23 protein-coding genes and 1 tRNA gene are annotated in these 22,351 nt (G+C 71.7%); 13 read left to right on the top strand and 11 right to left on the bottom strand.

Annotated features, from left to right (window positions below; all coding sequences use genetic code 11):
• Nucleotides 1–29: 29 nt before the first annotated feature.
• Nucleotides 30–686: a helix-turn-helix transcriptional regulator gene (locus tag OHU74_RS09055; protein ID WP_371615410.1), complete on the bottom strand. Its 657-nt coding sequence runs from the start codon at nucleotides 684–686 to the stop codon at nucleotides 30–32.
• 124 nt (nucleotides 687–810) lie between these two features.
• Between OHU74_RS09055 and OHU74_RS09050 the strand changes: the two genes are divergently transcribed.
• From OHU74_RS09050 to OHU74_RS09040, 3 genes are read left to right on the top strand one after another with little or no spacing between them, the layout of a single operon-like run.
• The gene (locus OHU74_RS09050) at nucleotides 811–1,941 is read left to right on the top strand and encodes an LLM class flavin-dependent oxidoreductase (RefSeq protein WP_371615409.1); all 1,131 of its coding nucleotides are present in this window, start codon (nucleotides 811–813) and stop codon (nucleotides 1,939–1,941) included.
• 3 nt (nucleotides 1,942–1,944) lie between these two features.
• Nucleotides 1,945–2,673 (top strand): SDR family NAD(P)-dependent oxidoreductase, encoded by a 729-nt coding sequence (locus OHU74_RS09045; protein WP_371615408.1) that lies wholly within the window; start codon nucleotides 1,945–1,947, stop codon nucleotides 2,671–2,673.
• Nucleotides 2,670–3,581, top strand: a complete 912-nt coding sequence (locus tag OHU74_RS09040; protein ID WP_371615407.1) for an alpha/beta hydrolase — start codon at nucleotides 2,670–2,672, stop codon at nucleotides 3,579–3,581. Before OHU74_RS09045 ends, OHU74_RS09040 begins: the two co-directional genes overlap by 4 nt.
• A gap of 4 nt (nucleotides 3,582–3,585) precedes the next feature.
• Here the strand turns inward: OHU74_RS09040 and OHU74_RS09035 are convergent.
• Nucleotides 3,586–3,660: transfer RNA gene (locus tag OHU74_RS09035), tRNA-Ala, on the bottom strand.
• 67 nt (nucleotides 3,661–3,727) lie between these two features.
• Between OHU74_RS09035 and OHU74_RS09030 the strand changes: the two genes are divergently transcribed.
• Complete coding sequence (locus OHU74_RS09030) at nucleotides 3,728–4,237, top strand: hypothetical protein (RefSeq protein ID WP_371615406.1); 510 nt, start codon at nucleotides 3,728–3,730, stop codon at nucleotides 4,235–4,237.
• 43 nt (nucleotides 4,238–4,280) lie between these two features.
• Nucleotides 4,281–4,628: a hypothetical protein gene (locus OHU74_RS09025; protein WP_371615405.1), complete on the top strand. Its 348-nt coding sequence runs from the start codon at nucleotides 4,281–4,283 to the stop codon at nucleotides 4,626–4,628.
• Between the two features lie 58 nt (nucleotides 4,629–4,686).
• Here OHU74_RS09025 and OHU74_RS09020 read toward each other — a convergent pair whose 3' ends face one another.
• The 4 genes from OHU74_RS09020 to OHU74_RS09005 are packed head-to-tail and all read right to left on the bottom strand — an operon-like array spanning nucleotide 4,687 to nucleotide 8,455.
• Complete coding sequence (locus OHU74_RS09020) at nucleotides 4,687–5,844, bottom strand: acetyl-CoA C-acetyltransferase (protein ID WP_371615404.1); 1,158 nt, start codon at nucleotides 5,842–5,844, stop codon at nucleotides 4,687–4,689.
• 26 nt (nucleotides 5,845–5,870) lie between these two features.
• Nucleotides 5,871–6,485 carry a TetR/AcrR family transcriptional regulator gene (locus tag OHU74_RS09015; protein ID WP_371615403.1) on the bottom strand — a complete coding sequence of 205 codons (615 nt, stop codon included), beginning with the start codon at nucleotides 6,483–6,485 and terminating at the stop codon, nucleotides 5,871–5,873.
• Between the two features lie 15 nt (nucleotides 6,486–6,500).
• Nucleotides 6,501–7,310 carry an SDR family oxidoreductase gene (locus OHU74_RS09010; protein WP_371615402.1) on the bottom strand — a complete coding sequence of 270 codons (810 nt, stop codon included), beginning with the start codon at nucleotides 7,308–7,310 and terminating at the stop codon, nucleotides 6,501–6,503.
• Entirely contained in the window at nucleotides 7,307–8,455 is a 1,149-nt protein-coding gene (locus tag OHU74_RS09005; protein WP_371615401.1) for an acyl-CoA dehydrogenase family protein, read from the bottom strand. Before OHU74_RS09005 ends, OHU74_RS09010 begins: the two co-directional genes overlap by 4 nt.
• A 46-nt stretch (nucleotides 8,456–8,501) precedes the next feature.
• Here OHU74_RS09005 and OHU74_RS09000 point away from each other — a divergent pair, with 46 nt between their 5' ends.
• From OHU74_RS09000 to OHU74_RS08985, 4 genes are all read left to right on the top strand, one after another.
• Nucleotides 8,502–9,344: an enoyl-CoA hydratase gene (locus OHU74_RS09000; RefSeq protein WP_371615400.1), complete on the top strand. Its 843-nt coding sequence runs from the start codon at nucleotides 8,502–8,504 to the stop codon at nucleotides 9,342–9,344.
• Entirely contained in the window at nucleotides 9,344–10,489 is a 1,146-nt protein-coding gene (locus OHU74_RS08995; RefSeq protein WP_371615399.1) for an acyl-CoA dehydrogenase family protein, read from the top strand. The genes OHU74_RS09000 and OHU74_RS08995 overlap by 1 nt, the downstream gene beginning before the upstream one ends.
• Nucleotides 10,489–11,463 (top strand): acyl-CoA dehydrogenase family protein, encoded by a 975-nt coding sequence (locus OHU74_RS08990; RefSeq protein WP_371615398.1) that lies wholly within the window; start codon nucleotides 10,489–10,491, stop codon nucleotides 11,461–11,463. Before OHU74_RS08995 ends, OHU74_RS08990 begins: the two co-directional genes overlap by 1 nt.
• Nucleotides 11,464–11,664: 201 nt before the next feature.
• On the top strand, nucleotides 11,665–13,380 hold the full coding sequence (locus tag OHU74_RS08985) for an FG-GAP repeat domain-containing protein (RefSeq protein ID WP_371615397.1): 1,716 nt from the start codon (nucleotides 11,665–11,667) through the stop codon (nucleotides 13,378–13,380).
• Between the two features lie 31 nt (nucleotides 13,381–13,411).
• On the opposite strand, the gene OHU74_RS08980 is transcribed toward OHU74_RS08985, so the two are convergent.
• From OHU74_RS08980 to OHU74_RS08970, 3 genes are all read right to left on the bottom strand, one after another.
• Nucleotides 13,412–13,798 carry a DUF2568 domain-containing protein gene (locus OHU74_RS08980; RefSeq protein ID WP_371615396.1) on the bottom strand — a complete coding sequence of 129 codons (387 nt, stop codon included), beginning with the start codon at nucleotides 13,796–13,798 and terminating at the stop codon, nucleotides 13,412–13,414.
• A gap of 54 nt (nucleotides 13,799–13,852) precedes the next feature.
• Nucleotides 13,853–14,620 carry a class I SAM-dependent methyltransferase gene (locus OHU74_RS08975; RefSeq protein ID WP_371615395.1) on the bottom strand — a complete coding sequence of 256 codons (768 nt, stop codon included), beginning with the start codon at nucleotides 14,618–14,620 and terminating at the stop codon, nucleotides 13,853–13,855.
• Nucleotides 14,621–14,694: 74 nt separating this feature from the next.
• A complete protein-coding gene (locus OHU74_RS08970; protein WP_371615394.1) occupies nucleotides 14,695–15,348 on the bottom strand; it encodes a response regulator in 654 nt (217 codons plus the stop codon).
• Nucleotides 15,349–15,577: 229 nt separating this feature from the next.
• Between OHU74_RS08970 and OHU74_RS08965 the strand changes: the two genes are divergently transcribed.
• The 4 genes from OHU74_RS08965 to OHU74_RS08950 all read left to right on the top strand — a co-directional run bounded on the left by OHU74_RS08965 (nucleotide 15,578) and on the right by OHU74_RS08950 (nucleotide 20,194).
• Nucleotides 15,578–16,708 (top strand): transglycosylase family protein, encoded by a 1,131-nt coding sequence (locus OHU74_RS08965; protein WP_371615393.1) that lies wholly within the window; start codon nucleotides 15,578–15,580, stop codon nucleotides 16,706–16,708.
• A gap of 153 nt (nucleotides 16,709–16,861) precedes the next feature.
• A complete protein-coding gene (locus OHU74_RS08960) occupies nucleotides 16,862–18,067 on the top strand; it encodes a sensor histidine kinase (RefSeq protein ID WP_371615392.1) in 1,206 nt (401 codons plus the stop codon).
• 127 nt (nucleotides 18,068–18,194) lie between these two features.
• Nucleotides 18,195–18,398 carry a cold-shock protein gene (locus OHU74_RS08955; RefSeq protein WP_112447913.1) on the top strand — a complete coding sequence of 68 codons (204 nt, stop codon included), beginning with the start codon at nucleotides 18,195–18,197 and terminating at the stop codon, nucleotides 18,396–18,398.
• Between the two features lie 119 nt (nucleotides 18,399–18,517).
• Nucleotides 18,518–20,194, top strand: coding sequence for a DEAD/DEAH box helicase (locus OHU74_RS08950; protein ID WP_371615391.1), 1,677 nt, complete (start codon nucleotides 18,518–18,520; stop codon nucleotides 20,192–20,194).
• A 76-nt stretch (nucleotides 20,195–20,270) separates the two neighbouring features.
• Here the strand turns inward: OHU74_RS08950 and OHU74_RS08945 are convergent, their stop codons facing one another.
• Nucleotides 20,271–21,200, bottom strand: a complete 930-nt coding sequence (locus OHU74_RS08945) for a tyrosine-protein phosphatase (RefSeq protein WP_371615390.1) — start codon at nucleotides 21,198–21,200, stop codon at nucleotides 20,271–20,273.
• Nucleotides 21,201–21,257: 57 nt separating this feature from the next.
• Complete coding sequence (locus OHU74_RS08940) at nucleotides 21,258–22,331, bottom strand: NAD(P)H-dependent flavin oxidoreductase (RefSeq protein ID WP_371615389.1); 1,074 nt, start codon at nucleotides 22,329–22,331, stop codon at nucleotides 21,258–21,260.
• Nucleotides 22,332–22,351: the final 20 nt, after the last annotated feature.

The raw sequence follows: 22,351 nt of genomic DNA, 5'->3' as shown, positions 1-22,351 counted from the left end.
GGCGCGCCGCTGCTCTACTTCCGGCGCACCTACGGGCGCTTGCCGGGTGCGTCGGAGGTGCCGGACGCATCCGGGGTCCCGGCTTCCGCCGGGCCGGCCGCGCGCCGGCTCTCCAGCTCCGCGATGTCGTCGAGCATGGCGGCGGCGAGGTCGCGCTCGGAGGCGTAGTACCGCTCCGCCCACTTGAGGGTGAGCGTCGGGTACGCCCAGGACGCCTCCTCCTTCGCCCCGTCCGCGTCGGCCACCGCGCGCCGCCGCATCTTCTCCGCGAACTCCTGGTGCTGTGACAGGACTTCGCGCATCTGCTCCGGCTCCAGCAGGTGGCCGAGCCACAGCCGCAGCATCGGCCCGTGCTTGAGCACCGGCGGGTCGACGGGGGCCTCGCGCGCCCATTCCCGTACGGCGGCCATGCCCTCGTCGGTGATCCGGTAGACGCGCTTGTCGCGGGTTCCGGTCTCCTGGGCGACCATCCGGGAGGAGGCGTACCCGGCCTTCTCCAGCCGCTTGAGCTCGCTGTAGATCTGGCTGAAGGACGGGCTCCAGTAGAAGAAGCGCAGGGACCAGTCCGACCACTTCTTCAGGTCGTAGCCGGAGAGCTCCTCTCCGAAGGAGAGCAGCCCGAGCACCGCCCAGCTGGTCGCCGGGAGCGTGCGCTTGTTCGTCTCGTCTGCCGCCTGTTCTGCCACGCAGCGCAGTCTACGACCGCTCTTCGTGGCACCTCTTCCTCCGGCAGGCTATAACTGCTAGAAGTATTCCTATTAGAAATACATCGTTCACATGCCGTGCCTTCGCACGGCTGGGAGGTTCACCGTGAAGTTCTCGATGATCTTCGAGGCGCAGCTCGTCGACCCGACCCCCGAACGCGAACGCCAGGTCATCCACGACTGCGTCGAACAGGCCGTGTTCGCCGAGGAGATGGGCTTCGACCGGATCTGGGCGGTCGAGCACCACGCCCTCACCCAGTACGCCCACATGAGCGCCTCCGAGATCTTCCTCACCTGGGTCGCCGCCCGGACCAAGAGGATCCGCATCGGCCACGGCGTGGTCACCATGCCCTTCGGCTACCAGCACCCGGTACGCGTCGCCGAGCGCGCCGCCATGCTCGACGTGCTCTCCGGCGGCCGCGTGGACATAGGAGCCGGGCGCGGGGCCACCCGCCAGGAGATGTCCATGTACGGGGTCAGGCCCGAGGACACCTATCCGCAGATGGAAGAGGCCCTGCGGATCTTCTCCTCGGCCTGGCGCGAGGAGAAGTTCGAGTGGCACGGCTCCATCGACATCGGCCCGGGCGCGATCCTGCCCCGCCCCGTCCAGGACCCGCACCCGCCGCTCTTCATGGCCTGCTCCAAGCACGACACCCTCAAGCTCGCTGCCGAACTGGGCATCGGAGCACTGGTGATGGGCTTCGCCGGCGCCGACGACGTCCGCGAGATGCGCAAGGTCTACGACGAGGCCATCGCCACCCGCACCGGCGACCGCCTCGTCTCCAGCGAGGTCAACGACCACCTCTCCGCCCTCTGCCCCACCATCGTCCTCGACGACGCCGAACGCGCCCTGCGCCTCGGCACGCGCGGCCAGCGCTTCTTCGCCGAGTCCATCGCCCACTGGTACGGCAACGCCCCCGAGCCCACCGGCTACTCCGAAGAGGAGACCGCCGAGGACCACGTGGCGGCCCTGGAGAAGAGCCGGGGCGAACTCGTCGCCAGGCTCCACGAGGCGAACATCCCGGCCCGACCCGTCGACACGGGCACCTACAACGCCGAGCACGCCTACGGCAACGCCCAGAGCGCCATCGCCTACGTCGAGCAGCTGCGCGAGATCGGCGTCGACGAGGTGATGTGCCTGATCCAGATGGGCACCGTCCCGCAGGAGGCCTGCATGGAGACCATCCGCCAGTGGGGCGAGAGCGTCATCCCGCACTTCCGCGCCCTGGAGGGCTGAACCGTGGTGTCTTTGGACGGGAAGGTCGTCGTCATCACCGGCGCCGGCCGCGGCCAGGGCGCGGCCGAGGCCCGGCTGTGCGCCGAGGCCGGGGCGCGGGTGGTCGTCACCGACATCCGCGAGGACGAGGGCCGCGCGGTCGCCTCCGCACTGGGCGACCAGGGGCTCTACGTACGGCACGACGTGGCCGACGTCGAGAGCTGGGCGCAGGTCGTCCGGGAGGCCGTACGCGCCTTCGGCACGGTCTCGGCGCTGGTCAACAACGCGGCGTTGTGGCGCACGGCCCACGTCGAGGAGCAGAGCGCCGCCGGATTCGAAGAGCTGCTACGGGTCAACCTGCTCGGGCCCTTCCTCGGCATCCAGGCGGTGGCCCCGGTCCTGCGCACCGGCGGCGGCGGCTCGATCGTCAACATCTCCTCCACCGCCGGACTGGTCGGCATCCCCGGTCACGCGGCGTACGGATCGACCAAGTTCGGGCTGCGCGGGCTGACGAGGTCGGCGGCGCTGGACCTGGCGGGGGACCGGATCAGGGTCAACTCGGTCCACCCGGGGGCGATCGACACCCCGATGGTCGCCGAGGCGGTCGCGGGCCGGGACTGGTCGCACGTGCCGCTGGGGCGGATGGGACGGCCCGAGGAGGTCGGGGAGCTGGTCCTCTTCCTCTGCTCGGACGCGTCCTCGTACATCACGGGCACGGAGTTCACCGTCGACGGCGGGATGACCACGAAATGAGCGGCTCCTCGCTCTCCCCCGCGGCACGGCGGCTGTGCGATGCGATGGCGGCCGCCTTCCCCGGCCCGGGGGACCCGGCGGCCCTGCGGGCGGCGGCGGCCGGCTCCCCGTCGCGGGGCCCGGAGCTGGACTCGGTACGGGACGCGGTCGCCGACGGGGTACCGGTCCGGATCTACGACCCGGCGCCGGGCGCCACCGGCCGCCCCCTCGCCCTCTACCTCCACGGCGGGGGCTGGGTGATGTGCGGCCTCGACACCCACGACGCGCTGTGCCGGAGTCTGGCGGCCGCCTCGGGCGCGGTGGTGGTCTCCGTGGACTACCGCCTCGCCCCCGAACACCCCTGGCCGGCGGCGCCCGACGACGCGCTGACCGTCCTGCTGTGGGCCCGCGCGCGGGCCGTGGAACTGGGCTGCGACCCGGCCCGTCTGGTCGCCGCGGGGGACTCCAGCGGGGGCAACCTGGCGGCCGTGACGGCCCTGCGGGCCCCCGAGCTACTGGCCGGCCAGCTCCTCTTCTACCCGCCCCTGGACGCGTCGATGGAGTCCGGCTCGGTGGCGGAGTTCGCGCGGGACCACTTCCACACGGCGGCCCACATGGCCTGGTACTGGGACCAGTACGGCGGCGACCCGGCCCACCCGCACGTCTCCCCGCTCCGGGCCCCCGATGTCTCGGCGCTGCCCCGCGCCCTGATCGTCCTCGCGGACTGCGACGTCCTGCGCGACGAGGGACTGGCGTACGGGCGCCGACTGGGCGAGGCGGGCGTGGACTGCACGGTTCACCTGGTCCCCGGCGTCTTCCACGGCTTCCTGGGCCTACCGCTCCCCGCCGCGGCGACGGCGCTGACGACTGCCGGTGCCTGGCTGGCGGCGACAACCGCGACCACGACCACGGCCGTGGCCGTGAAGTAAGGGGGGCGGGGCGACCGGATTCGAACCGGCGTCCTCCTCCATGCTGTGTAGGCGCACTACCTCTGTGCTACGACCCCGCCCTTGCGGTGGATCGTACGTGGGCACCCGCCGGGTCCGCGCGCGAATATCCCGGGCATGATGTGCCCATGCCTATATCCGTCCCCGGGGCATTGCTGCGCAACTCCATAGCTCTCGCTGCGGAGTTCGCGGCCGTCCTGCTCATGCGCGGCCCCGCACCCCACTGGCTTCCGGTCCTGCTGGCGCTGTTCGCCCTGATGTCGGGGCTGCCGCACGGTACCGAAGCCGAGTTCGTCCAGCGGATGCTGCTCGCGATCGGCGCGGTGCTGATCGTGCTGTGCGGCAGCTATGCGTGGGACGGGCACGCGCTGCGCGCCTACGGCCGGGTGGAACGGGTGGTCGACCGGGGGACCCACCTGTACACGCAGTCGGGGCGCGACCTGGGCGCACTCCCGCTGGGCGGAGGCGGGGGCGGCAACGACGGCCTCCGGGTGCTCGTGGATCCGCACGGCCCGGCCTGGCAATGGGGCACCGAGCGCGACCCGGAGCCGGTGTTCTGGGAGGCGACGACCGGCGGCCTGGCCCTGCTCCAGACGCTCTCCCTGACCAGCCTGTCCCGCCGCCGCCCCGCCCGCTGAAACCTGGTGGCCGGCTCCGCGCACACCTGCCTACGCTGCACCCATGTCCACTACAACGACCCTGTGGCGCCCGACGGGGCCGACGGAACTCGACCTCGTCCGCGCCCTCGACTGGCGCGCCTGGCCGCCGCGGCTGCCCGAGCAGCCGATCTTCTACCCAGTGATGAACGAGGACTACGCGATCCGCATCGCCAGCGACTGGAACGTCAAGCACTCCGGCTCGGGCTACGTGACCCGCTTCGAGGTGGACTCGGCCTTCCTGGAGCGCTACCCGGTCCAGCAGGCGGGCGGCGAGACCATCCTGGAGCTGTGGGTCCCGGCGGAGGAGCTGGACGAGTTCAACGCGCACATCGTGGGCCGCATCGAGGTGGTGCACGAGTTCCACGCGTGAACGGACGCCCCCGGCCCGGGCTCGGGCCCGGGGCGCCCGGGGGCTGCCGGCAGCGGGGCTACAGCCGCTCGATGATCGTCACGTTGGCCTGGCCGCCGCCCTCGCACATGGTCTGGAGGCCGAAGCGGCCGCCCGTGCGCTCCAGTTCGTGCAGGAGCGTGGTCATCAGCTTCACGCCCGTCGCCCCCAGGGGGTGACCCAGCGCGATCGCGCCGCCGTTGACGTTGACCCGCGCCGGGTCCGCGCCGGTCTCCTTCAGCCAGGCCAGCACCACCGGCGCGAACGCCTCGTTGATCTCCACCAGGTCGATGTCCGAGAGGGACATGCCGGTCTTCTTCAGGGCGTACGCCGTCGCCGGGATCGGCGCCGACAGCATCCGGATCGGGTCCTCGCCGCGCACCGACAGGTGGTGGATGCGGGCGCGCGGGCGCAGGCCGTGCTCGCGGACCGCCCGCTCGGAGGCCAGCAGCATCGCCGCCGCCCCGTCCGAGACCTGCGAGGAGACCGCCGCCGTGATGGTGCCGCCCTCCATGACCGGCTTGAGGCCCGCCATCTTCTCCCGCGTGGTGTCGCGGCGCGGCCCCTCGTCCGTGGAGACCTCTCCGAACGGCACGATCTCGCGCTCGAAGCGGCCCTCGTCGATCGCGCGCAGCGCCCGCTGGTGCGACTGGAGGGCGAAGCGCTCCATGTCCTCCCGCGAGATCCCCCACTTCTCGGCGATGAGCTGCGCGCCGTGGAACTGGTTGACGGGGGAGTCCCCGTACCGGGCCCGCCAGCCCGCCGAGCCCAGGTACGGGCCCTCGGTGAAGCCCAGCGGCTCCGCGGCCTGCCGCGAGGCGAAGGCGATCGGGATCATCGACATGTTCTGGGTGCCGCCCGCGACCACCAGGTCCTGGGTTCCCGACATGACGCCCTGGGCCGCGAAGTGCACGGCCTGCTGCGAGGATCCGCACTGGCGGTCGATGGTGACGCCCGGGACCTCCTCGGGGAGTCCCGCCGCCAGCCAGGCCGTCCGCGCGATGTCCCCCGCCTGGGGGCCCACCGTGTCGAGGCAGCCGAACACCACGTCCTCCACGGCCGCCGGGTCGATCCCGGAGCGTTCGACGAGCGCCTTCAGGACGTGCGCCCCCAGGTCGGCGGGGTGGACCTCGGACAGGCCGCCCTTGCGCCGCCCCACGGGGGTGCGTACCGCTTCGACTATGTAGGCCTCGGGCATCGGAACTCCTCAGGGATATACGGGGGTTACGTACGTGTGGCGATCCCGTCCAGCACCATCGACAGGTACTGGCGGGCGATCTCCTCGGGACTGTGCTGGCCGCCCGGCCGGTACCAGGACGCCGCCACCCACACCGTGTCGCGCACGAAGCGGTAGGTGAGGCGGATGTCCAGGTCGGCGCGGAAGACCCCGTCCGCGACCCCGCGTTCCAGCGTCCCCAGCCACGCCTTCTCGAACTTGACCTGCGAGTCGGAGAGGTAGTGGAAGCGGGGCTGGGCGGAGAGGGTGCGGGATTCCTTCTGGTAGATGGCGACGGCGGCGCGGTGCCGGTCGATCTCCCGGAACGATTCGGTGACGAGGGCCTCGATGGTCTCCCTGGGCCCGAGACCGGCGGCGAGGACGGTGTCGTACCCCTCCCACAGCTCGGTCAGGAAGGCGGAGAGGATCTCGTCGAGCATCGATTCCTTGGAATCGAAGTGGTAGTAGAGGCTGCCCGCGAGCATCCCCGCGGCATCGGCGATCTTCCGGACGGTGGTGGCGTTGTAGCCCTGCGCGGCGAACACCTCGGCGGCGATGTCGAGGAGTTCGCGCCTGCGCTCGGGCGAGGCCGTCACCTGCTGCTTCTTCTTGTTCGTTGGCACGGGCCCATTCTGGGCCTACGCGTGCTGACTGCTGACCGACACGGTCTCGCCCGTCATGTACGAGGAGTACCCGCTGGCCAGGAAGACGACGACGTTGGCGACCTCCCACGGCTCGGCGTACCGGCCGAAGGCCTCCCGGGCCGTCAGCTCGCGCAACAGCTCCTCGCTGGTGACCTTCACCAGGTGCGGATGCATGGCCAGACTCGGCGCGACCGCGTTGATCCGTACACCGAACTCGGCCGCCTCCAGCGCCGCGCAGCGGGTCAGCGCCATCACCCCGGCCTTGGCGGCGGCGTAGTGGGCTTGCCCGGTCTGGGCGCGCCAGCCGATGACGGAGGCGTTGTTGACGATGACCCCGCCTGCGGTGCCGGCGGCCTGGAAGGAGCGCATCGCGGCGCGGGTGCACCGGAAGGTGCCGTTCAGGGTGACGTCGAGGACCTTGGACCACTGTTCGTCGGTCATGTCGACGAGGTTCGCGGTCCCGCCGAGGCCGGCGTTGTTGACGACTATGTCGAGCCCGCCGTGGGTCTGCTCGGCGAGCGCGAACAACGCCCCCACCTGCTCCTCGTCGGTGACGTCGCAGGGCAGCGAGGCGATGCGGTCGGCCCCGAACTCGGCGGCCAGCGCCTCCTCGCTCTCCTTGAGCCGCCGCGCGTGGGCGTCGCTGATGACTATGCGCGCGCCCTCCTCCAGGAAGCGGCGGGCGGTGGCCCCGCCGATCCCGGCCCCGGCCGCGGCGGTGATGACGGCGGTGCGGTCCTTGAGCAGTCCGTGTCCGGCCACGTACTGCGGTGCGTTCCCCAGTCCGTTCCCGCGTGCGTTCATGCCCGTACCTCCTTGGGAAGGCCGAGGATCCGCTCGGCGACGATGTTGCGCTGGATCTCGTCCGAGCCCGCGTAGATGGTGTCGGAGCGGGAGAAGAGGAAGAGCCGCTGCCAGTCGTCGAGGTCGTACGGGTCCTCGTGCGCGCCGGCTGCGACGAGCGAGGCCGCACCGCACACGTCCATGGCGAGCTCGCCCAGGTCCCGGTGCCAGCGGGCCCAGTACAGCTTGGCCGTGGAGGGGGCGACGGCCGGCCGCCGGGCATGGGCGCCCATGGTCTCCAGGCCGATCCAGGCCCGCACGAGCCGGTCGCGGATCAGCGGATCGGCCATCGCGCCGTTGCGCTTCGCGACCGCGGCCAGGGTTTCCAGCTCGCGGCGGAAGCCGACCTGCTGGCCGAGGGTGGAGACGCCGCGTTCGAAGCCGAGGGTGGCCATGGCGACGGCCCAGCCCTCGCCGGGCGCGCCGACGATGTGGGAGGCGTCGGTGCGGGCCCCGTCGAAGAAGACCTCGTTGAACTCGGAGGTCCCGGTCAGCTGCGTGATGGGCCGGACCTCCACCCCCTCCTGGTCCATCGGGACGAGGAGGTAGGACAGGCCGGCATGGCGCCGGGAGCCCGGTTCGGTGCGGGCGAGGACGAAGCACCACTGGGACTCGTGGGCGAGGGAGGTCCAGATCTTCTGGCCGTCCACCACCCAGGCGCCGTCCACCAGGACCGCCCGGGTGCGGACGCCCGCCAGGTCCGATCCGGCGTCGGGCTCGCTGTAGCCCTGGCACCACAGTTCCTCCACGGCCCGGATGGGCGGCAGGAAGCGGCGCCGCTGCTCCTCGGTGCCGTGGGCGATCAGGGTGGGGCCCAGGAGCTGCTCGCCGATGTGGTTGACGCGTGCGGGGGCGTCGGCGAGGGCGTACTCCTCGTGGAAGGCGATCTGCTGCTCGGTGCTCGCGCCGCGGCCGCCGTACTCGACGGGCCAGCCGACGCAGGTCCAGCCGTGGGCCGCCATGTGCCGCTCCCAGGCGAGACGTTCGGCGAAGGCCTCGTGCTCCCGGCCTGGTCCGCCGCGGCCCTTGAGGTCGGCGAACCCGCCGGTGAGGTGGGCCTTCAGCCAACTCCGAACCTCGGTGCGGAACTCCTCGACGCTGCTCATGGCCGTACGTTAACCTACCAAACACTTGTTAGGGAAGGATGCAGGGATGCCCGACGTCACCCCCGTGCTCTACGAGCGCCGCGGCCCGGTCGCGTACGTGACCATGAACCGCCCCCGCTACCGCAACGCGCAGAACAGCGCGATGACGTACGCCCTCGACGACGCCTTCTACCGCGCCGCCGACGACCCCGAGGTGAAGGTGATCGTCCTGGCCGGGGCCGGCGAGCACTTCTCCGCGGGCCACGACATCGGCACCCCCGAACGCGACGCGCACCTGCCCTTCGAACGGCGGGCCGGCCTCTGGTGGGACCACTCCCAGCGCGCCGGTGCCGAATCCCGCTTCGCCCGCGAATCCGAGGTCTACCTCGGCATGTGCCGGCGCTGGCGCGAGCTGCCCAAGCCCGTCATCGCCTCCGTCCACGGGGCCTGCGTGGCCGGCGGGCTCATGCTCGCCTGGATCTGCGACCTCATCGTGGCCAGCGAGGACGCGTTCTTCGCGGACCCCGTCGTGCGCATGGGCATCCCCGGCGTCGAATACTTCGCCCACCCCTGGGCCATGCCCCCGCGCATCGCCAAGGAATTCCTCTACACCGGCGACCGGATGCCCGCCCGCCGGGCCCACGAGATCGGCATGGTCAACCGCGTCGTCGAACGCGCCGAGCTGGCCGCGGAGACCGACCGCCTCGCCCTGCGGATCGCCGAGATGCCCGGATTCGGACTGGCCCTGACCAAACGGGCCGTCAACCAGGCCGAGGACCTCCAGGGCCTGCACACCGGCATGGACTCCGTCTTCGGCCTGCACCACCTGGCGCACGCCCACAACGCCGAGACGGCGGCGGACTCGCTCGGCGGCATGAACATAGCTGCGATGAAGGAGGCGAACACCTGATGGACCTCAACCATGCGGCGGACGTGGAGGCCTTCCGGGCCGAGGCCCGCACCTGGCTGGCCGCCCACGTACCGGCCGAACCGCTCCCCTCCCTCGAGACCGAGGAGGGCTTCGCCGCACACCGCGCCTGGGAAGCGCTCCTGCACGCACACCGCTGGTCGGTGGTCTCCTGGCCCGAGGAGTACGGCGGCCGGGGCGTGGACATCGAGCGGTGGCTGGTCTTCGAAGAGGAGTACTGGGCCGCCGGCGCGCCCGGCCGGGTCTCCCAGAACGGCATCAACCTGCTCGCCCCCACCCTCTTCGACCACGCCACCGACGAGCAACGCGCGCGCGTCCTGCCCTCCATGGCCAGCGGCGAGGTGATCTGGGCCCAGGCCTGGTCCGAACCCGAATCCGGCTCCGACCTCGCCTCCCTGAAGTCCCGGGCCGTGCGCACCGAGGGCGGCTGGCTGCTGTCCGGGCAGAAGACCTGGTCCTCCCGGGCCGCCTTCGCCGACCGCGCCTTCGGCATCTTCCGCACCGACCCCGACGCCCCGAAACCGCACCAGGGACTCACGTACCTGATGTTCGACCTGCACGCCCCCGGGGTCACCGTGCGGCCCATCGGCCGCCTCGACGGCAAGCCCGCCTTCGCGGAACTCTTCCTCGACGAGGTCTTCGTGCCCGACGCGGACGTCATCGGGGAGCCCGGCCAGGGCTGGCGCATCGCCATGTCCACCACCGGCAACGAGCGCGGGCTCACCCTGCGCGCCCCCGGCCGGTTCCTCGCCGCAGCCGACCGCCTCGTAGAGCTGTGGCGCAGCGACGGGGACCCGGCCGACACCGCCCTGCGCGACCGGGTCGCGGACGCCGTGGTCGGAGCGCGCGCCTACCAGCTGTTCACCTGGACCAACGCCTCCCGCTTCGCCGCGGGCGAGACCATCGGCGCCGAGTCCAGCCTCAACAAGGTGTTCTGGTCCCAGTACGACATCGCCCTGCACGAAACCGCCCTCGACCTCCTCGGCGCCGACGCCGAACTCGCCGACGGCGCCTGGGCCGAACCGTGGATCTTCTCGCTGGCCGGCCCCATCTACGCCGGGACCAACGAGATCCAGCGCGACATCATCGCCGAGCGGCTGCTCGGCCTCCCGAAGGGCCGCCGCTGATGCGCTTCCTGCCGACCGAAGAGCAGTCGGACTTCGCCCGCACGCTGCGCGACCTCCTCGCGGCCGCCGAGGTCCCGGCCGCGGTACGGGCCTGGGGCGCCGCGGACCACGCCCCCGGGCTGACCCTGCGGACCCGGCTCGCCGACACCGGCCTCTTCGCCCTCGCCGCCGACGAAACCCACGAGGGCATGGGCCTGCTGCCGACGGAGATGGCCCTCGGCTTCGTCGAGCTCGGCCGGGCCGCCGTACCCGGCCCGGTGGTGGAGACGGCGGCCGCCTCCGTCCTCCTGACACACCTCGGCGACCACACCCTGGCCAAACGGTTCCTCCCCGGGCTCGTGGCCGGGGAGACCTCGGCCACCCTGACCCTGCCCGGCGGCAGCCCGTACGCCCTCGACGCGGACGCCGCCACACACCTCTTCACGGTGTCTCCGGCCGGCGAGCTCCGCCTGACCACCGCCACCGCCCCGCCCCGTACCTCCACCGACCCGTCCCGCCGCCTCTCGGTCCCCGAGGACGGCGGCGAACTCCTGGCCTCCGGCCCCGCGGTCCTGACAGCCGCGCGCCATGCCGGGCACTGGGCCCGGCTCCTCACGGCCGCCCAGTGCCTCGGAGTCGGCGAGGCGCTCCTGGCCCGCACGGTGGAGTACGCGAAGCAGCGCACCCAGTTCGGCACGCAGATCGGCGGCTTCCAGGCGGTGAAACACCGGCTCGCCGACACCCTCCTCGGCCTCGAGTTCGCCCGGCCGCTCCTCTGGGCGGCCGCGCTGTCCCTGGCACCCGAAGAGGTCGCGGCGGCGAAGCTGACCGCGGGCGAAGCGGCGTACGCGGCCGCCATGACCGCACTCCAACTCCACGGAGCCGTGGGCTACACCGAGGAGCTCGACCTCTCGCTGTGGCTGCGCAAGGCCCGCCCGCTGCGCGACGCGTGGGGGAGCCCCTCGCAGTGCCGGGCGGCGGTGCTGGGCGGGTAGCGCCGAGGTCGGCTGGTCACGGGCAGGCGGGAACCCGCCTGCCCTGCCTGAGGCCGCCCCGCCCCCGGTGGCTACACTCGGCCAACTCGTGATCATCCCGCGCCACTGGCCGGGGCCTTCGGGCCGGCCGGACGTGTGCCGATGCACCACGAGTCTTCTGCCGCGGCGTCATGCCGCCTCTTCACCACGGGGGACTTTTCCATGTCACGACGATGGGGCCGGATAGCGGCCACCGGCGGCTGGGTCGCCGCGCTGCTCGCCACGGGCCTGGGCACGGCTGTTCCCGCATCGGCGGACGGCTCCTTCAGCTTCACCCTGAACAACAGCCCGACGCTCTCTCCGGACGACAAGGGGTTCATGGTCGGCCCCGACACGGTGTCGGGTACCAGCGACGGCGACCTCGTCTACGCGTTCGCCACCAAGCCGCTCACCGGCCAGGCCGGGGACGGAGCCGGGCTGCCCGCCGGATTGGCCTTCCAGACTGTTGGGGCCAGCAACTGCACGCCGGTCACCGGCTACACCGCCGTCTACAAATGCGCCATGACCGGCAACAACGAAATGCCGCGCGGCCCGCAGATCAAGATCGCCGCCGACATCGCGGACGAGACCACCGCCTACTACGGTGCCGTCCACCTTCCCCGCGGCGGAGACCTGGCCGAGGCCGTCAAGCAGGCCCAGACCGCGGGCGCCACACCGGCCGACGGCACGCACGGCACCGCCCACTTCACCGTACTCACCGCCGAGCACGTCGCGCGCAACACCGCCACCTTCATCACCCCCGACGTGCCCGCCGGTACCCCCACGAAGCAGACCCTGCGCGTTCACGCGGTCGACAAGGGCCGCGTCTGGGCGTCCTTCCGCCAGGCAGGTGGTCAGCCCGACTGGTTCGGTCAGGGCGTGGACATCACTGTCACCCAGGTCAGCTCCGGAGCAGGCGCCCAGTGCACCCTGGAGGGGTGGTACACCTTCGTCGCCGGCCTGGCCGTGTTCTACTGCGACGTGACGCCCGGTGATGTCGACATCACCTACACCGTCCGCGCCGCCCCCGGCACGGAAAGCTGGAAGATCGATGGACAGGCCTTCTACAAGGCCTACACCTACCGCCATCCCATAGAGCCGACGACGAGGGGCAGCTTCGCCATCCAGGGCACCCCCGTCCGCAGCAACGTCCGCCTCATGGCACGGGACGCCAGCGGGGGCCTGTACGAGTACCAAGGCACCGGCAAGGGCGGCGCCCCTTTCCTGGACCGCATCCAGATCGGGACCGGCTGGGGCGGCTACAACGCCATCACCAAGCTGTCCCCCCTCCGGGACCAGAATGCCGGCGACCTCGTCGCCCGGGACGCCGACGGCGTTCTCTGGTACTACCACGGTTACCCCGGAGACGGCATGCTCGCCGACCGCGTCCGCCTGGGAGCCGGCTGGAACACGTACAACACCCTCGCCGGAGCGGGCGACCTGAGCGGTGACCGGCAGGCTGATCTCCTGGCCCGTGACGGCGCCGGTGACCTCTGGCTTTACCCCGGCACCGGCAACCCCAGCGCCCCCTTCGGCGACCGCATCCGCATCGGATGGGGCTGGAACGGCTACAACACCCTCGTCGGCGGCTCCGACCTCAACGGCGACTGGAAGCCCGATCTCCTCGCCCGTGACGGCGCCGGTGACCTCTGGCTCTACCCCGGCACCGGCAACCCCAGCGCCCCCTTCGGCGACCGCATCCGCGCCGGCTGGGGCTGGAACGGCTACAACCAGCTCGTCGTCCCGGGCGACCTCAACTCGGACCGCAACGCGGACCTCCTCGCCCGTGACGGCGCAGGCAACCTCTGGCTCTACCCGGGCACAGGAAACCCGAAGGCCCCCTTCGGTGACCGCATCCGCGCCGGCTGGGGCTGGAACGGCTACACCAACCTCATCTGAACCACATCGGGACCGACGCGGGCGCAGCCCGTCAGTGGCGGGTCCGGTAGTAGGTGGCCAGAGCGGTGTTCACGACCACGACCACCGTGAACCACAGGGAGAGCGACCGCTGCCCGAGCGCCAGGAGCGCGAGGGCGGCGGCGCCGAACACCAGCACCTTCACCCCGAGCTGAGCGGCGAGCGGAACGGCATAACGGGCCTTCGGCGCGGCGAAGAGCCCCCAGAGCACGGCGGCGGCGAGCGGCGCGGCCACTGCCAGGGCTATGGAACCCATCCGCCCGATGTCACGGGTGAAACCCCACCAGGCGAGAGCGCCGAGGGCCGCGAGCTCCAGGAAGAAGGCGAGCCCCTCGTTGGCGAGGAAGAAGGCCCGCAGGGCGGGCGGCAGCTGGGGAGAAGAAGGCGAAGACGTCGGCATGGCGAACAACCTCACGGGAAGAGGGCGGAAGGGTCCACTCCGTACGGCGGTGTCTCAGATGACGGCCACGCTGACGCTCACCACATAGGGCTCCTCCACCACCGCGTCCGGGAAGACCGGATCCAGCCGCGCCCGCTCGGCGTCGAGGAACTCCCGCGTGCCGGCCTCGCCCAGCAGCAGGAAAGCGGAGTGGCTGGAGAGGTTCGCCAGATGCGCGTCCAGGGAGATCCGGCGCGACCAGGAGACGGTCCGGGTGGTGAAACCGGAGCCGAGGCCCTGGGGGAGGGTACGGAACGAGACCGCGCCGCCGCCGTTCAGGCTGTGCGGGCCGACCGCTTCGAAGAAGGTACGGAGCCGCTCGCCCTGCTCGGCGACCCAGCCGACCGACTCGTCCAGGTCGTTCCACCAGATCGCGAGCGCGCCCCCGGGCCCCAGCACCCGCCGGGCCTCGGGCACCGCCAGCGCCGGATCGGTCCAGTGCCAGGCCTGGGCGTAGGTGAGGAAGTCGAACCCGCCGCTGACCAGCGGCAGCCGGTCGCCGTCCCCGCGCACGATCGGAATGTCCGGGTGGGTGCGCCGGAACTCGGCCGCCATCCCGTCCCCGGGCTCCACGGCCACGACCTCGGCCCCCCGGGCCCGCATCGGCGCCGTTCCGATCCCGGTCCCGGCCCCCACGTCCGCCACCCGTGCCCCCGCGAACCGGCGCCCGGCGAGCTCCTCGACCACGTCGTACAGCGCCTCGGGGTAGCCGGGCCGGTGCCGGCCGTAGAGGGCGGCGGCGGTGTCGAAGGACCGCGCCCGGGAGCGGGGAGTCGTCGTCATGGCGCCATTGTTTTCGATCACGCCCGGTCGGACCAGCCCTTGTACCGGAGTCGCTCAGGGTCCGGAGGCAGCCGCTACGCCGCGCGGACCAGCCCCGCCTCGTAGGCCAGGATCGCGGCCTGGGTCCGGTTCGTGAGGTCCAGCTGCGTCAGGATCCGTGACACGTACGTCTTCACGCTCGCCGGGGACAGGTGCAGCGCCTCCGCTATCTGCAGGTTCGTCCGGCCCTCCCCGACCAGGGCGAGGACGTCGCGTTCGCCGGGGGAGAGGGTGGAGAGCTGCTCCGCGTGGTCGGGGGTCTCGACGCGCGTGTCCGCCCGTTCCAGCAGCGTCCGCATCACCCCGGGGGCCAGCGCGCTGCCGCCCGCCGCGACCGTGCGGATGCCGGCGAAGAGCTCCTCCGGCCGCAGGTCCTTGAGCAGGAACCCGGCGGCCCCGGCCCGCAGCGCGTCCAGGACCAGGTCGTCCGCCGTGTAGCCGGTGAGTACGAGGACGCGCGGCGGGTCCGGCAGCCGCAGCAGCTGCAAGGTGGCCTCGAACCCGTCGACCTTCGGCATGACCAGGTCCATCAGCACCACGTCCGGCCGGTGCGTGCGCGCCAGCGGCACGGCTTCGGCTCCGTCGGCGGCCTCCGCGACCACCTCCATGTCGGGCGCGCTCGAGAGCAGGGTGACCAGTCCCGACCGTATGAGGCTCTGGTCGTCGACCACCATCACCCGGATCGCCATGTGACCCACCTCCCCTGAAGCCCCGTCTTATTGCGGACATTACCGGCATATCTGGACCTAAGTCCCCGTAACTCTCCCCTCCCAGTCCCCTTTTGCGTCCTCCCTTGTCCTCTTTAGGGGACTTCGGGGACCCCCCGCCTTCCCGGACGGTGGTTACCGAGGCCGAACGCACCACCGCTTCACCCGCTCCACCGGCCTCCGTACATGTCCCCGAAGTCAGGAACTCCGCATGTCTTTCCCCTCTGCTCGTACCTTCGCCGGTCTCGTTGTCGCCGGTCTCGCCGCCCCCGCCGCCGTGGGCCTCGTGGCAATGCCCGCGTCCGCCGCGTCGGTCGGCACGTGGGACGAGGTCGCACAGTGCGAATCCAGCGGTGACTGGAGCATCAGCACCGGGAACGGCTTCTACGGTGGCCTCCAGTTCACCCCCAGCACCTGGGCGGAGTTCGGCGGCACGCAGTACGCCCCCCAGGCCAACCAGGCCACCAAGGCGCAGCAGATAGCCGTCGCCGAGAAGGTCCTCGCCACCCAGGGCCCCGGCGCCTGGCCCTCCTGCGGCAAGCTCGCCGGCCTCCAGCGCGGCGGCCCGGCCCCCGAGTCCGCCAGCTCCGATTCCTCCACCGAGGGGAAGAACGCCGAGGCGCCGGCCGAGCAGTCCGCGCCGGCCGCCGAGAAGTCCGGCCGGGGCGAGGGCACCTACACCGTCGTCAGCGGCGACACCCTCGGCTCCATCGGCTCCGAGCTCGGTGTCGGCTGGCAGAAGCTGTACTCCGACAACCGCTCGGTCATCGGCTCCAACCCGGACATGATCCTGCCGGGCCAGAACCTCGCGTACGGCTCGGGCTCCGGCTCCGGCAGCAGCACCCCCGCGGCGTCGCACTCCTCGGACTCCTCCGACTCCTCGGAGGCTTCCGACAGCGAGGACGGCTCCAGCAGCTCCGCCGGCTCCAGCAGCAGCGCCGAAGGCGTCCTGCCCGTCTCCGGCGCCTCCGTCTCCGCGCGCTACCACCAGGCCGGCGGCTGGGCCGCCGGCTACCACACCGGCATCGACTTCGCGGTCGGCACCGGCACCCCGGTCAAGGCCGCCGCGGCCGGCACCGTGGTCTCCTCCGGCTGGCAGGGTGCGTACGGCAACGCCGTCGTCATCCAGCACGACGACGGCCGCTACACCCTCTCCGCCCACCTGTCCTCGGCCACCGCCTCCGAAGGCGAGCGGGTCTCCGCGGGCGAGCAGATCGGCCGATCCGGCAGCACCGGCAACTCCACCGGACCGCACCTGCACTTCGAGGTCCGTTCCAGCAACACCTACGGCGCCGACATCAACCCGGTGACCTGGCTGAACGGCCTCGGCGTCGAGGTCTGAGTACGCCACCGAATCTGCGGCCCTCCTCCTGACGGGAGGGCCGCACCACCCCTCAACGCGTCCCCCGGGATGCCCCTTCGGCGGAAGGCGGGCAACCTGGGGGGACGTTTTCATGTGGTCTGTGCGCATATGCGCATATGGGGTGGGGGATTCATGCAGGCTGTGCCCGGGCGCGCCGGACAACTCCTGGAACGCGGGCTGCGCACCTTGACGGGTGAGGGCTCCGGAGCGCCCGACCCGGTACGGGCCCGCCGCACCGACATGTGGCTCGCCGCCCTCTGCGCACTGCTCACCGCCATCAACCTCGAGGACGTCCACCGCTTCGGCCTCGTCACCAACTACCCGCTCAGCCTCGCCGCCGGCCTGCTCGCCGCCGTCACCCTGCTCTGGCGCCGCTCCCACGCCTGGGTGCCGGCCCTCGCCGCCACCTTCGCCACCCTGGTCTCCGACGACCGGGGCCCACTCGTCTTCGGCGCCTACGCCCTGGCCGCGTACGGCCGCACCCACCGCTGGGGCGGGATCCTGCTGATGGGCCTCTTCTACGCGGGCACGCGCGACCTCTTCCTGCCCCTCGGGTACGCGGGCCGGGACCCCGCCTCCTTCGTCCTCGGCAGCATCGTCGTACCCGCCCTGTACGGGGAGACCGTGCGCCGCAACCGCGCGGTCATGTCCGCGCTGCGCGAGCGGGCCCGCCAGGCCCACGCCGCCGTGGACCAGGCGGCCGACCTGGCCGTCGTACAGGAACGCACCCGTTTGGCCCAGCGCACCCACGACGGTCTGGGCCACCGGCTCACCGCCCTCACGATGCAGGCCGCGGCCCTGCGCCTGGACGCCGGGGCCGACCCCCGGGTCCGGGAGGGCGCCGCGGCCGTGGAGGAATCGGCCCGGGCCGCGATGACCGAGGTCAGAGAGGTGCTGGACATGCTGAACGATCCCGCCGGGCGCCGCGCGCACACCTCGCCCGTGGACGTCGGCCGGTTCCTGGGCTCGCTGGCCCGGAACATGCGGGCCACGGGCATGGAGATCACCCACCGCACCCAGCCCGGCCTGGGCGAGTTCCCGGCGGCCGACGGGCGCCTCCTGCTGCGGATCGCCCGCGAGGGGCTCACCAACGCGGCGAAGTACGCCCCCGGCTCCGCCGTTCGGATGAATCTTTTTGCGGAGGACGGGGAGGTCCGCCTCGACGTCGTGAACACCGCTCCGGAGGGGGAGCGGATCGTCCTCGACTCAGGCGGGATGGGGATTCCGGGGCTCCGGGCGGCCCTCGCGGAGGTGGGCGGAAGACTCCGTACGGGGGACACGCAGGACGGAGGTCACATGCTCGCCGCGACACTCCCCGACAGACGTGTGCTAGCTTAGAGCTCGTTGCAGTTGTGGTACCCATGAACTTTATGTGCGCCTGACGGGAATGCTCCGACAGGCGCTTTTATTGTTTTGCCGGAATCTCCGGATGGGGCCCTTTGCCGCCTATTCAGGAGATTCAAAAATGGCACTTGGCACCGTGAAGTGGTTCAACTCGGAAAAGGGCTTCGGCTTCATCGAGCAGGACGGTGGCGGCCCGGACGTCTTCGCCCACTACTCGAACATCGCCACCCAGGGCTTCCGTGAGCTCAACGAGGGCCAGCGCGTGTCCTTCGACGTCACCCAGGGCCAGAAGGGCCCCCAGGCGGAGAACATCCTCCCCGCCTAATTCCTTCAGCATGCCGGGGTCCGCGCCGTGAAGGTGCGGGCCCCGGCTTGTCTGCTGTTTCGACCTTTGTTTGCAGTGTCTTTGTGCAGTACCTGCCGGTTTCAGGAGGGCTTTCTCGCATGACCAGCTCCAGCTCCGCACGACCCAGCCGCCGCCCCACCCGGGGTCGAGGTGCGGCTCAGGGACGTCCGAAGGCTGGCGCGGGACGGCAGAAGTCCGCCCCCGTAGCCAGGCCCCAAGAATTCACCATGCCCGAACCGCTGACCCCGGCCCTCCCGCCGGTGGACTCCTTCGGGGACATGGACATGCCCGAGGCGCTGCTGAAGACCCTCGCAGCCCAGGGCGTCACCGAGCCGTTCCCGATCCAGGCCGCGACGATTCCGAACTCCCTCGTCGGCCGTGACCTGCTCGGCCGCGGCCGTACCGGCTCCGGCAAGACGCTGGCCTTCGGCCTGGCGCTGCTGGCCCGCACCGCGGGCCGTCGCGCGCAGCCGAAGCAGCCGCTCGCGCTGGTCCTCGTACCCACCCGTGAGCTCGCGCAGCAGGTCACCGACGCCCTGGCCCCGTACGCCACGGCCGTCAACCTGCGCATCGCGACCGTCGTCGGCGGCATGTCGATCAACCGGCAGTCCGGCGCCCTGCGCCGCGGCTCCGAGGTGCTCGTCGCCACCCCCGGCCGCCTGAAGGACCTCATCGACCGCGGTGACGCCGACCTCTCGCAGGTCTCCATCACGGTCCTCGACGAGGCCGACCAGATGACCGACATGGGCTTCATGCCGCAGGTCACCGCCCTGCTCAAGCAGGTCGAGCCCGAGGGCCAGACCATGCTGTTCTCGGCGACCCTCGACAAGAACATCGACAAGCTCGTCAAGATGTTCCTGCACGACCCGGTCGCCTTCTCCGTCGACCCGTCCGCCGGTGCGGTCAGCACGATGGAGCACCACGTCCTGTACGTCATGGACGAGACCGACAAGAAGGCCGTGGCCACGCGTATAGCCGCTCGCGACGGCCGGGTGATCATGTTCGTCGACACCAAGCGCGGGGTCGACCGCATGGTCAAGAAGCTCCTCGCGGACGGCGTCCGCGCCTCCGGCCTGCACGGCGGCCGCTCGCAGCCGCAGCGCAACCGCACCCTCGACTGGTTCAAGACGGGCGAGGTCACCGCGCTGGTCGCCACCAACGTGGCCGCGCGCGGCATCCACATCGACGACCTCGACCTGGTCGTCAACGTGGACCCGCCGGTCGACCACAAGGACTACCTGCACCGCGGTGGCCGTACCGCCCGTGCCGGTGAGTCCGGCAGCGTCGTCACCCTGGTCCTGCCGGACCAGAAGCGCGACATGACCCGTCTGATGTCGGACGCCGGGATCTCCCCGCGCACCGCGCAGATCAAGTCCTCCGACGAGGAGCTGGCCCGGATCACCGGCGCCAAGGAGCCCTCGGGCATCCCCGTGGTGCTGGACGTGCCGCAGGCCACTCCGCCGCGCCAGCGTTCCGGTGGCGAGGGCTCCGGCTCGCGCCGCCGTTCCGGTGGTGCGCGTACGGGCTCCGGCACGGGCGCCGCTCCGGCGGGCGGCGGCCGCGGCCGCCGTTCCGGTGGCGGTGGCGCCTCCGGCCAGGCTCCGGCCTCCGGGTCCGGCCAGGCCCGTCGCGGCCAGGGTGGCCAGGGCGCCGCTGCCGGCGGCTCCGGCGAGCGCGGCCGGCGTACCGGAGGTGCCCCCTCCGGCGGCGCCGCCGCCGCTTCGGCCCGCAGCCGGGTGGGTGGCGCGGGCCAGGCCCGTCGCCGTTCCGCCTGATCGGCGAAGACACACGTAGGAACCACTGCGCCGGGCAGCACGGGAGTGCTGCCCGGCGCAGTGCTGTGTCCGGCGACTAGCGGACCATCTTGGCCTGGAGCTTCGCCAGGGTCTTCACGTCCAGGCCGAGGCCCTGGGTGAGGTACCCGTAGAAGCTGCCGTAGTCGGCCTCCATCTGCGTGGTCGCCGAGTCCAGGTAGTCCTGGCGGACCTCCTGGAGCGGGATCAGCAGATCGGGGTTCTGCATCCGGCCGGACTGCTTGAGGCCGGCCCGCACCTGGGCGTCGTACGCCCCGCGGAAGGTGTTCGAGGCCAGGTAGTCGCGCTCGGCGGCGTCCTGTGGGACGGCCAGCGCGCGCAGCAGGACGTAGCTCATCCAGCCCGTCCGGTCCTTGCCCGAGGAGCAGTGGTACAGCATCGGGCCCTGGTTGCCGTCGGCGATCTCGCGGAGGGTGGTCGCGAACTGCGATCGGCTGTCGGGGTTGGTCACGAACGTGCGGTAGATGTCGCGCATGTACGACTCGGCGCGGCCGCCGCCGAGCATCTGCTCCTGCTTCACGGGGTCACCGCTGCCTATCGCGCTGACCAGGGTCCCGTACAGGCCGAGGTCGCTGACCGAGCGGGAGGTGGAGGCCAGGCCGGCGGGCAGCTTGTCGGCGCCGTCGTACTGGACCTCCATCGGGATGCGGAAATCGACGACCTTCGTGAGGCCGAGACCGGAGACGGTGGTGACGTCGGAGGCGGTCAGCTTGGAGAGCGCGTCGGAGCGGTAGACCAGTCCCTGGCGGACCTGACCGCCGGTGTAGGTGCGGTAGCCGCCGAGGTCGCGGACGTTGACCGCGCCTTGGAGGGGGATCTGGCGAATCGTTTCCGTCGACAGCGCGTGATGACGCGAGGCGGCGGAGGCGCCGTTCACCGGCGCGGCGTACGCGGCGGCGGGCAGAGTCCCGATGGCGAGGGCGGAGGCGAACACCGCGGTCGCCAGGCGGATTCGGGCACGGCTCATCTGGGGCAACTCCTGTAACGGAGAAGGGAATCACCCTGGTGGTGGCAGGGTGCCGAGCTAGTGCGGGGGGACTTCGTGGGGGGAGTCGTAGCCGTGCAGACGTTCCAGCACGGCGTGAGCCTCGGCCATGACGCGGTCGACGAGCTCCGCACAGGACGGAAGGTCCTCGATCACGCCCGCGACCTGGCCCGATGCCATGACACCGAGGTCCGTACGGCCCTCGACCATGGACGCCTTGAGGAGCATGGGGGTGTTGGCGGCGAGCAGCACCTGGCTCCAGGACAGGTCCTTGCCGTGTTTCATCGCGAGGCCGTCGCGGACCATCTGCGACCAGGTCAGGCCCGACAGCTTCTTGAAGCCGGCCGCGTGGACCACGGCCTTGGCCAGCGCCCTCGTACGGCCCGACCGTTCCAGGGACGCGACCAGCTCGCTGCGGAGCATCCGGTGCGGCAGGCCGTCGACGGCCGTGGTGACGGTGATGTCCCTGACCCCCGCCTTCAGGTACTCGGCCTTCACCGCGTCCGGGACGGTCGAGTCGGAGGTCAGCAGGAACCGGGTGCCCATGGCGATGCCGGCGGCCCCGTAGGACAGTGCGGCGACCAGCCCGCGGCCGTCGCTGAAACCGCCCGCCGCGATCACCGGGATGTCCACCGCGTCCACGACCTGCGGCAGCAGCACGGTCGTGGCCACGTCACCGGTGTGCCCGCCGCCCTCGCCGCCCTGCACGATCACCGCGTCCGCGCCCCACGCCGCCACCTTCTCGGCGTGCCGGCGGGCCCCGATGGAGGGGATCACGACCACGCCCGCGTCCTTGAGCCGGGAGATCAGCTCCTTGGACGGGGCGAGCGCGAAGGACGCCACCCGGACGCCCTCGTCGATGATCAGCCGGGCCCGTTCGGCCGCGTCCCCGGCGTCCGCCCGCAGATTGACCCCGAAGGGGGCGTCCGTACGGGACTTGACCTCGTGGACCGCGGCCCGCAACTGCTCCAGCGTCATCGTCGCCGAGGCCAGGATCCCGAGGGCGCCCGCATTGGCCGCCCCCGACACCAGGCGCGGGCCCGCCACCCAGCCCATGCCCGTCTGTACGATCGGGTGCTCGACCCCGACCAGCTTGGTCAATGCCGTTTCCATCGGCTGCGTCGCCCCCATCG

The organism is Streptomyces sp. NBC_00454 (assembly GCF_041434015.1).
Lineage (GTDB): Bacteria > Actinomycetota > Actinomycetes > Streptomycetales > Streptomycetaceae > Streptomyces.
This window is presented reverse-complemented; position numbering and strand designations above follow the sequence as displayed.

What these genes read in the sequence shown, in the direction of transcription:
- OHU74_RS08975 (WP_371615395.1), bottom strand. Translation starts at nt 14,620, where the DNA reads ATGACGACGACTCCCCGCTCCCGGGCGCGGTCCTTCGACACCGCCGCC.
- OHU74_RS08940 (WP_371615389.1), bottom strand. Translation starts at nt 22,331, where the DNA reads ATGGAAACGGCATTGACCAAGCTGGTCGGGGTCGAGCACCCGATCGTA.
- OHU74_RS09010 (WP_371615402.1), bottom strand. Translation starts at nt 7,310, where the DNA reads ATGAACGCACGCGGGAACGGACTGGGGAACGCACCGCAGTACGTGGCC.
- OHU74_RS09040 (WP_371615407.1), top strand. Translation starts at nt 2,670, where the DNA reads ATGAGCGGCTCCTCGCTCTCCCCCGCGGCACGGCGGCTGTGCGATGCG.
- OHU74_RS08945 (WP_371615390.1), bottom strand. Translation starts at nt 21,200, where the DNA reads ATGAGCCGTGCCCGAATCCGCCTGGCGACCGCGGTGTTCGCCTCCGCC.
- OHU74_RS08970 (WP_371615394.1), bottom strand. Translation starts at nt 15,348, where the DNA reads ATGGCGATCCGGGTGATGGTGGTCGACGACCAGAGCCTCATACGGTCG.
- OHU74_RS08965 (WP_371615393.1), top strand. Translation starts at nt 15,578, where the DNA reads ATGTCTTTCCCCTCTGCTCGTACCTTCGCCGGTCTCGTTGTCGCCGGT.
- OHU74_RS08955 (WP_112447913.1), top strand. Translation starts at nt 18,195, where the DNA reads ATGGCACTTGGCACCGTGAAGTGGTTCAACTCGGAAAAGGGCTTCGGC.
- OHU74_RS08995 (WP_371615399.1), top strand. Translation starts at nt 9,344, where the DNA reads ATGGACCTCAACCATGCGGCGGACGTGGAGGCCTTCCGGGCCGAGGCC.
- OHU74_RS09025 (WP_371615405.1), top strand. Translation starts at nt 4,281, where the DNA reads ATGTCCACTACAACGACCCTGTGGCGCCCGACGGGGCCGACGGAACTC.
- OHU74_RS08960 (WP_371615392.1), top strand. Translation starts at nt 16,862, where the DNA reads ATGCAGGCTGTGCCCGGGCGCGCCGGACAACTCCTGGAACGCGGGCTG.
- OHU74_RS09005 (WP_371615401.1), bottom strand. Translation starts at nt 8,455, where the DNA reads ATGAGCAGCGTCGAGGAGTTCCGCACCGAGGTTCGGAGTTGGCTGAAG.
- OHU74_RS08990 (WP_371615398.1), top strand. Translation starts at nt 10,489, where the DNA reads ATGCGCTTCCTGCCGACCGAAGAGCAGTCGGACTTCGCCCGCACGCTG.
- OHU74_RS08985 (WP_371615397.1), top strand. Translation starts at nt 11,665, where the DNA reads ATGTCACGACGATGGGGCCGGATAGCGGCCACCGGCGGCTGGGTCGCC.
- OHU74_RS09000 (WP_371615400.1), top strand. Translation starts at nt 8,502, where the DNA reads ATGCCCGACGTCACCCCCGTGCTCTACGAGCGCCGCGGCCCGGTCGCG.
- OHU74_RS09020 (WP_371615404.1), bottom strand. Translation starts at nt 5,844, where the DNA reads ATGCCCGAGGCCTACATAGTCGAAGCGGTACGCACCCCCGTGGGGCGG.
- OHU74_RS08980 (WP_371615396.1), bottom strand. Translation starts at nt 13,798, where the DNA reads ATGCCGACGTCTTCGCCTTCTTCTCCCCAGCTGCCGCCCGCCCTGCGG.
- OHU74_RS09030 (WP_371615406.1), top strand. Translation starts at nt 3,728, where the DNA reads ATGCCTATATCCGTCCCCGGGGCATTGCTGCGCAACTCCATAGCTCTC.
- OHU74_RS08950 (WP_371615391.1), top strand. Translation starts at nt 18,518, where the DNA reads ATGACCAGCTCCAGCTCCGCACGACCCAGCCGCCGCCCCACCCGGGGT.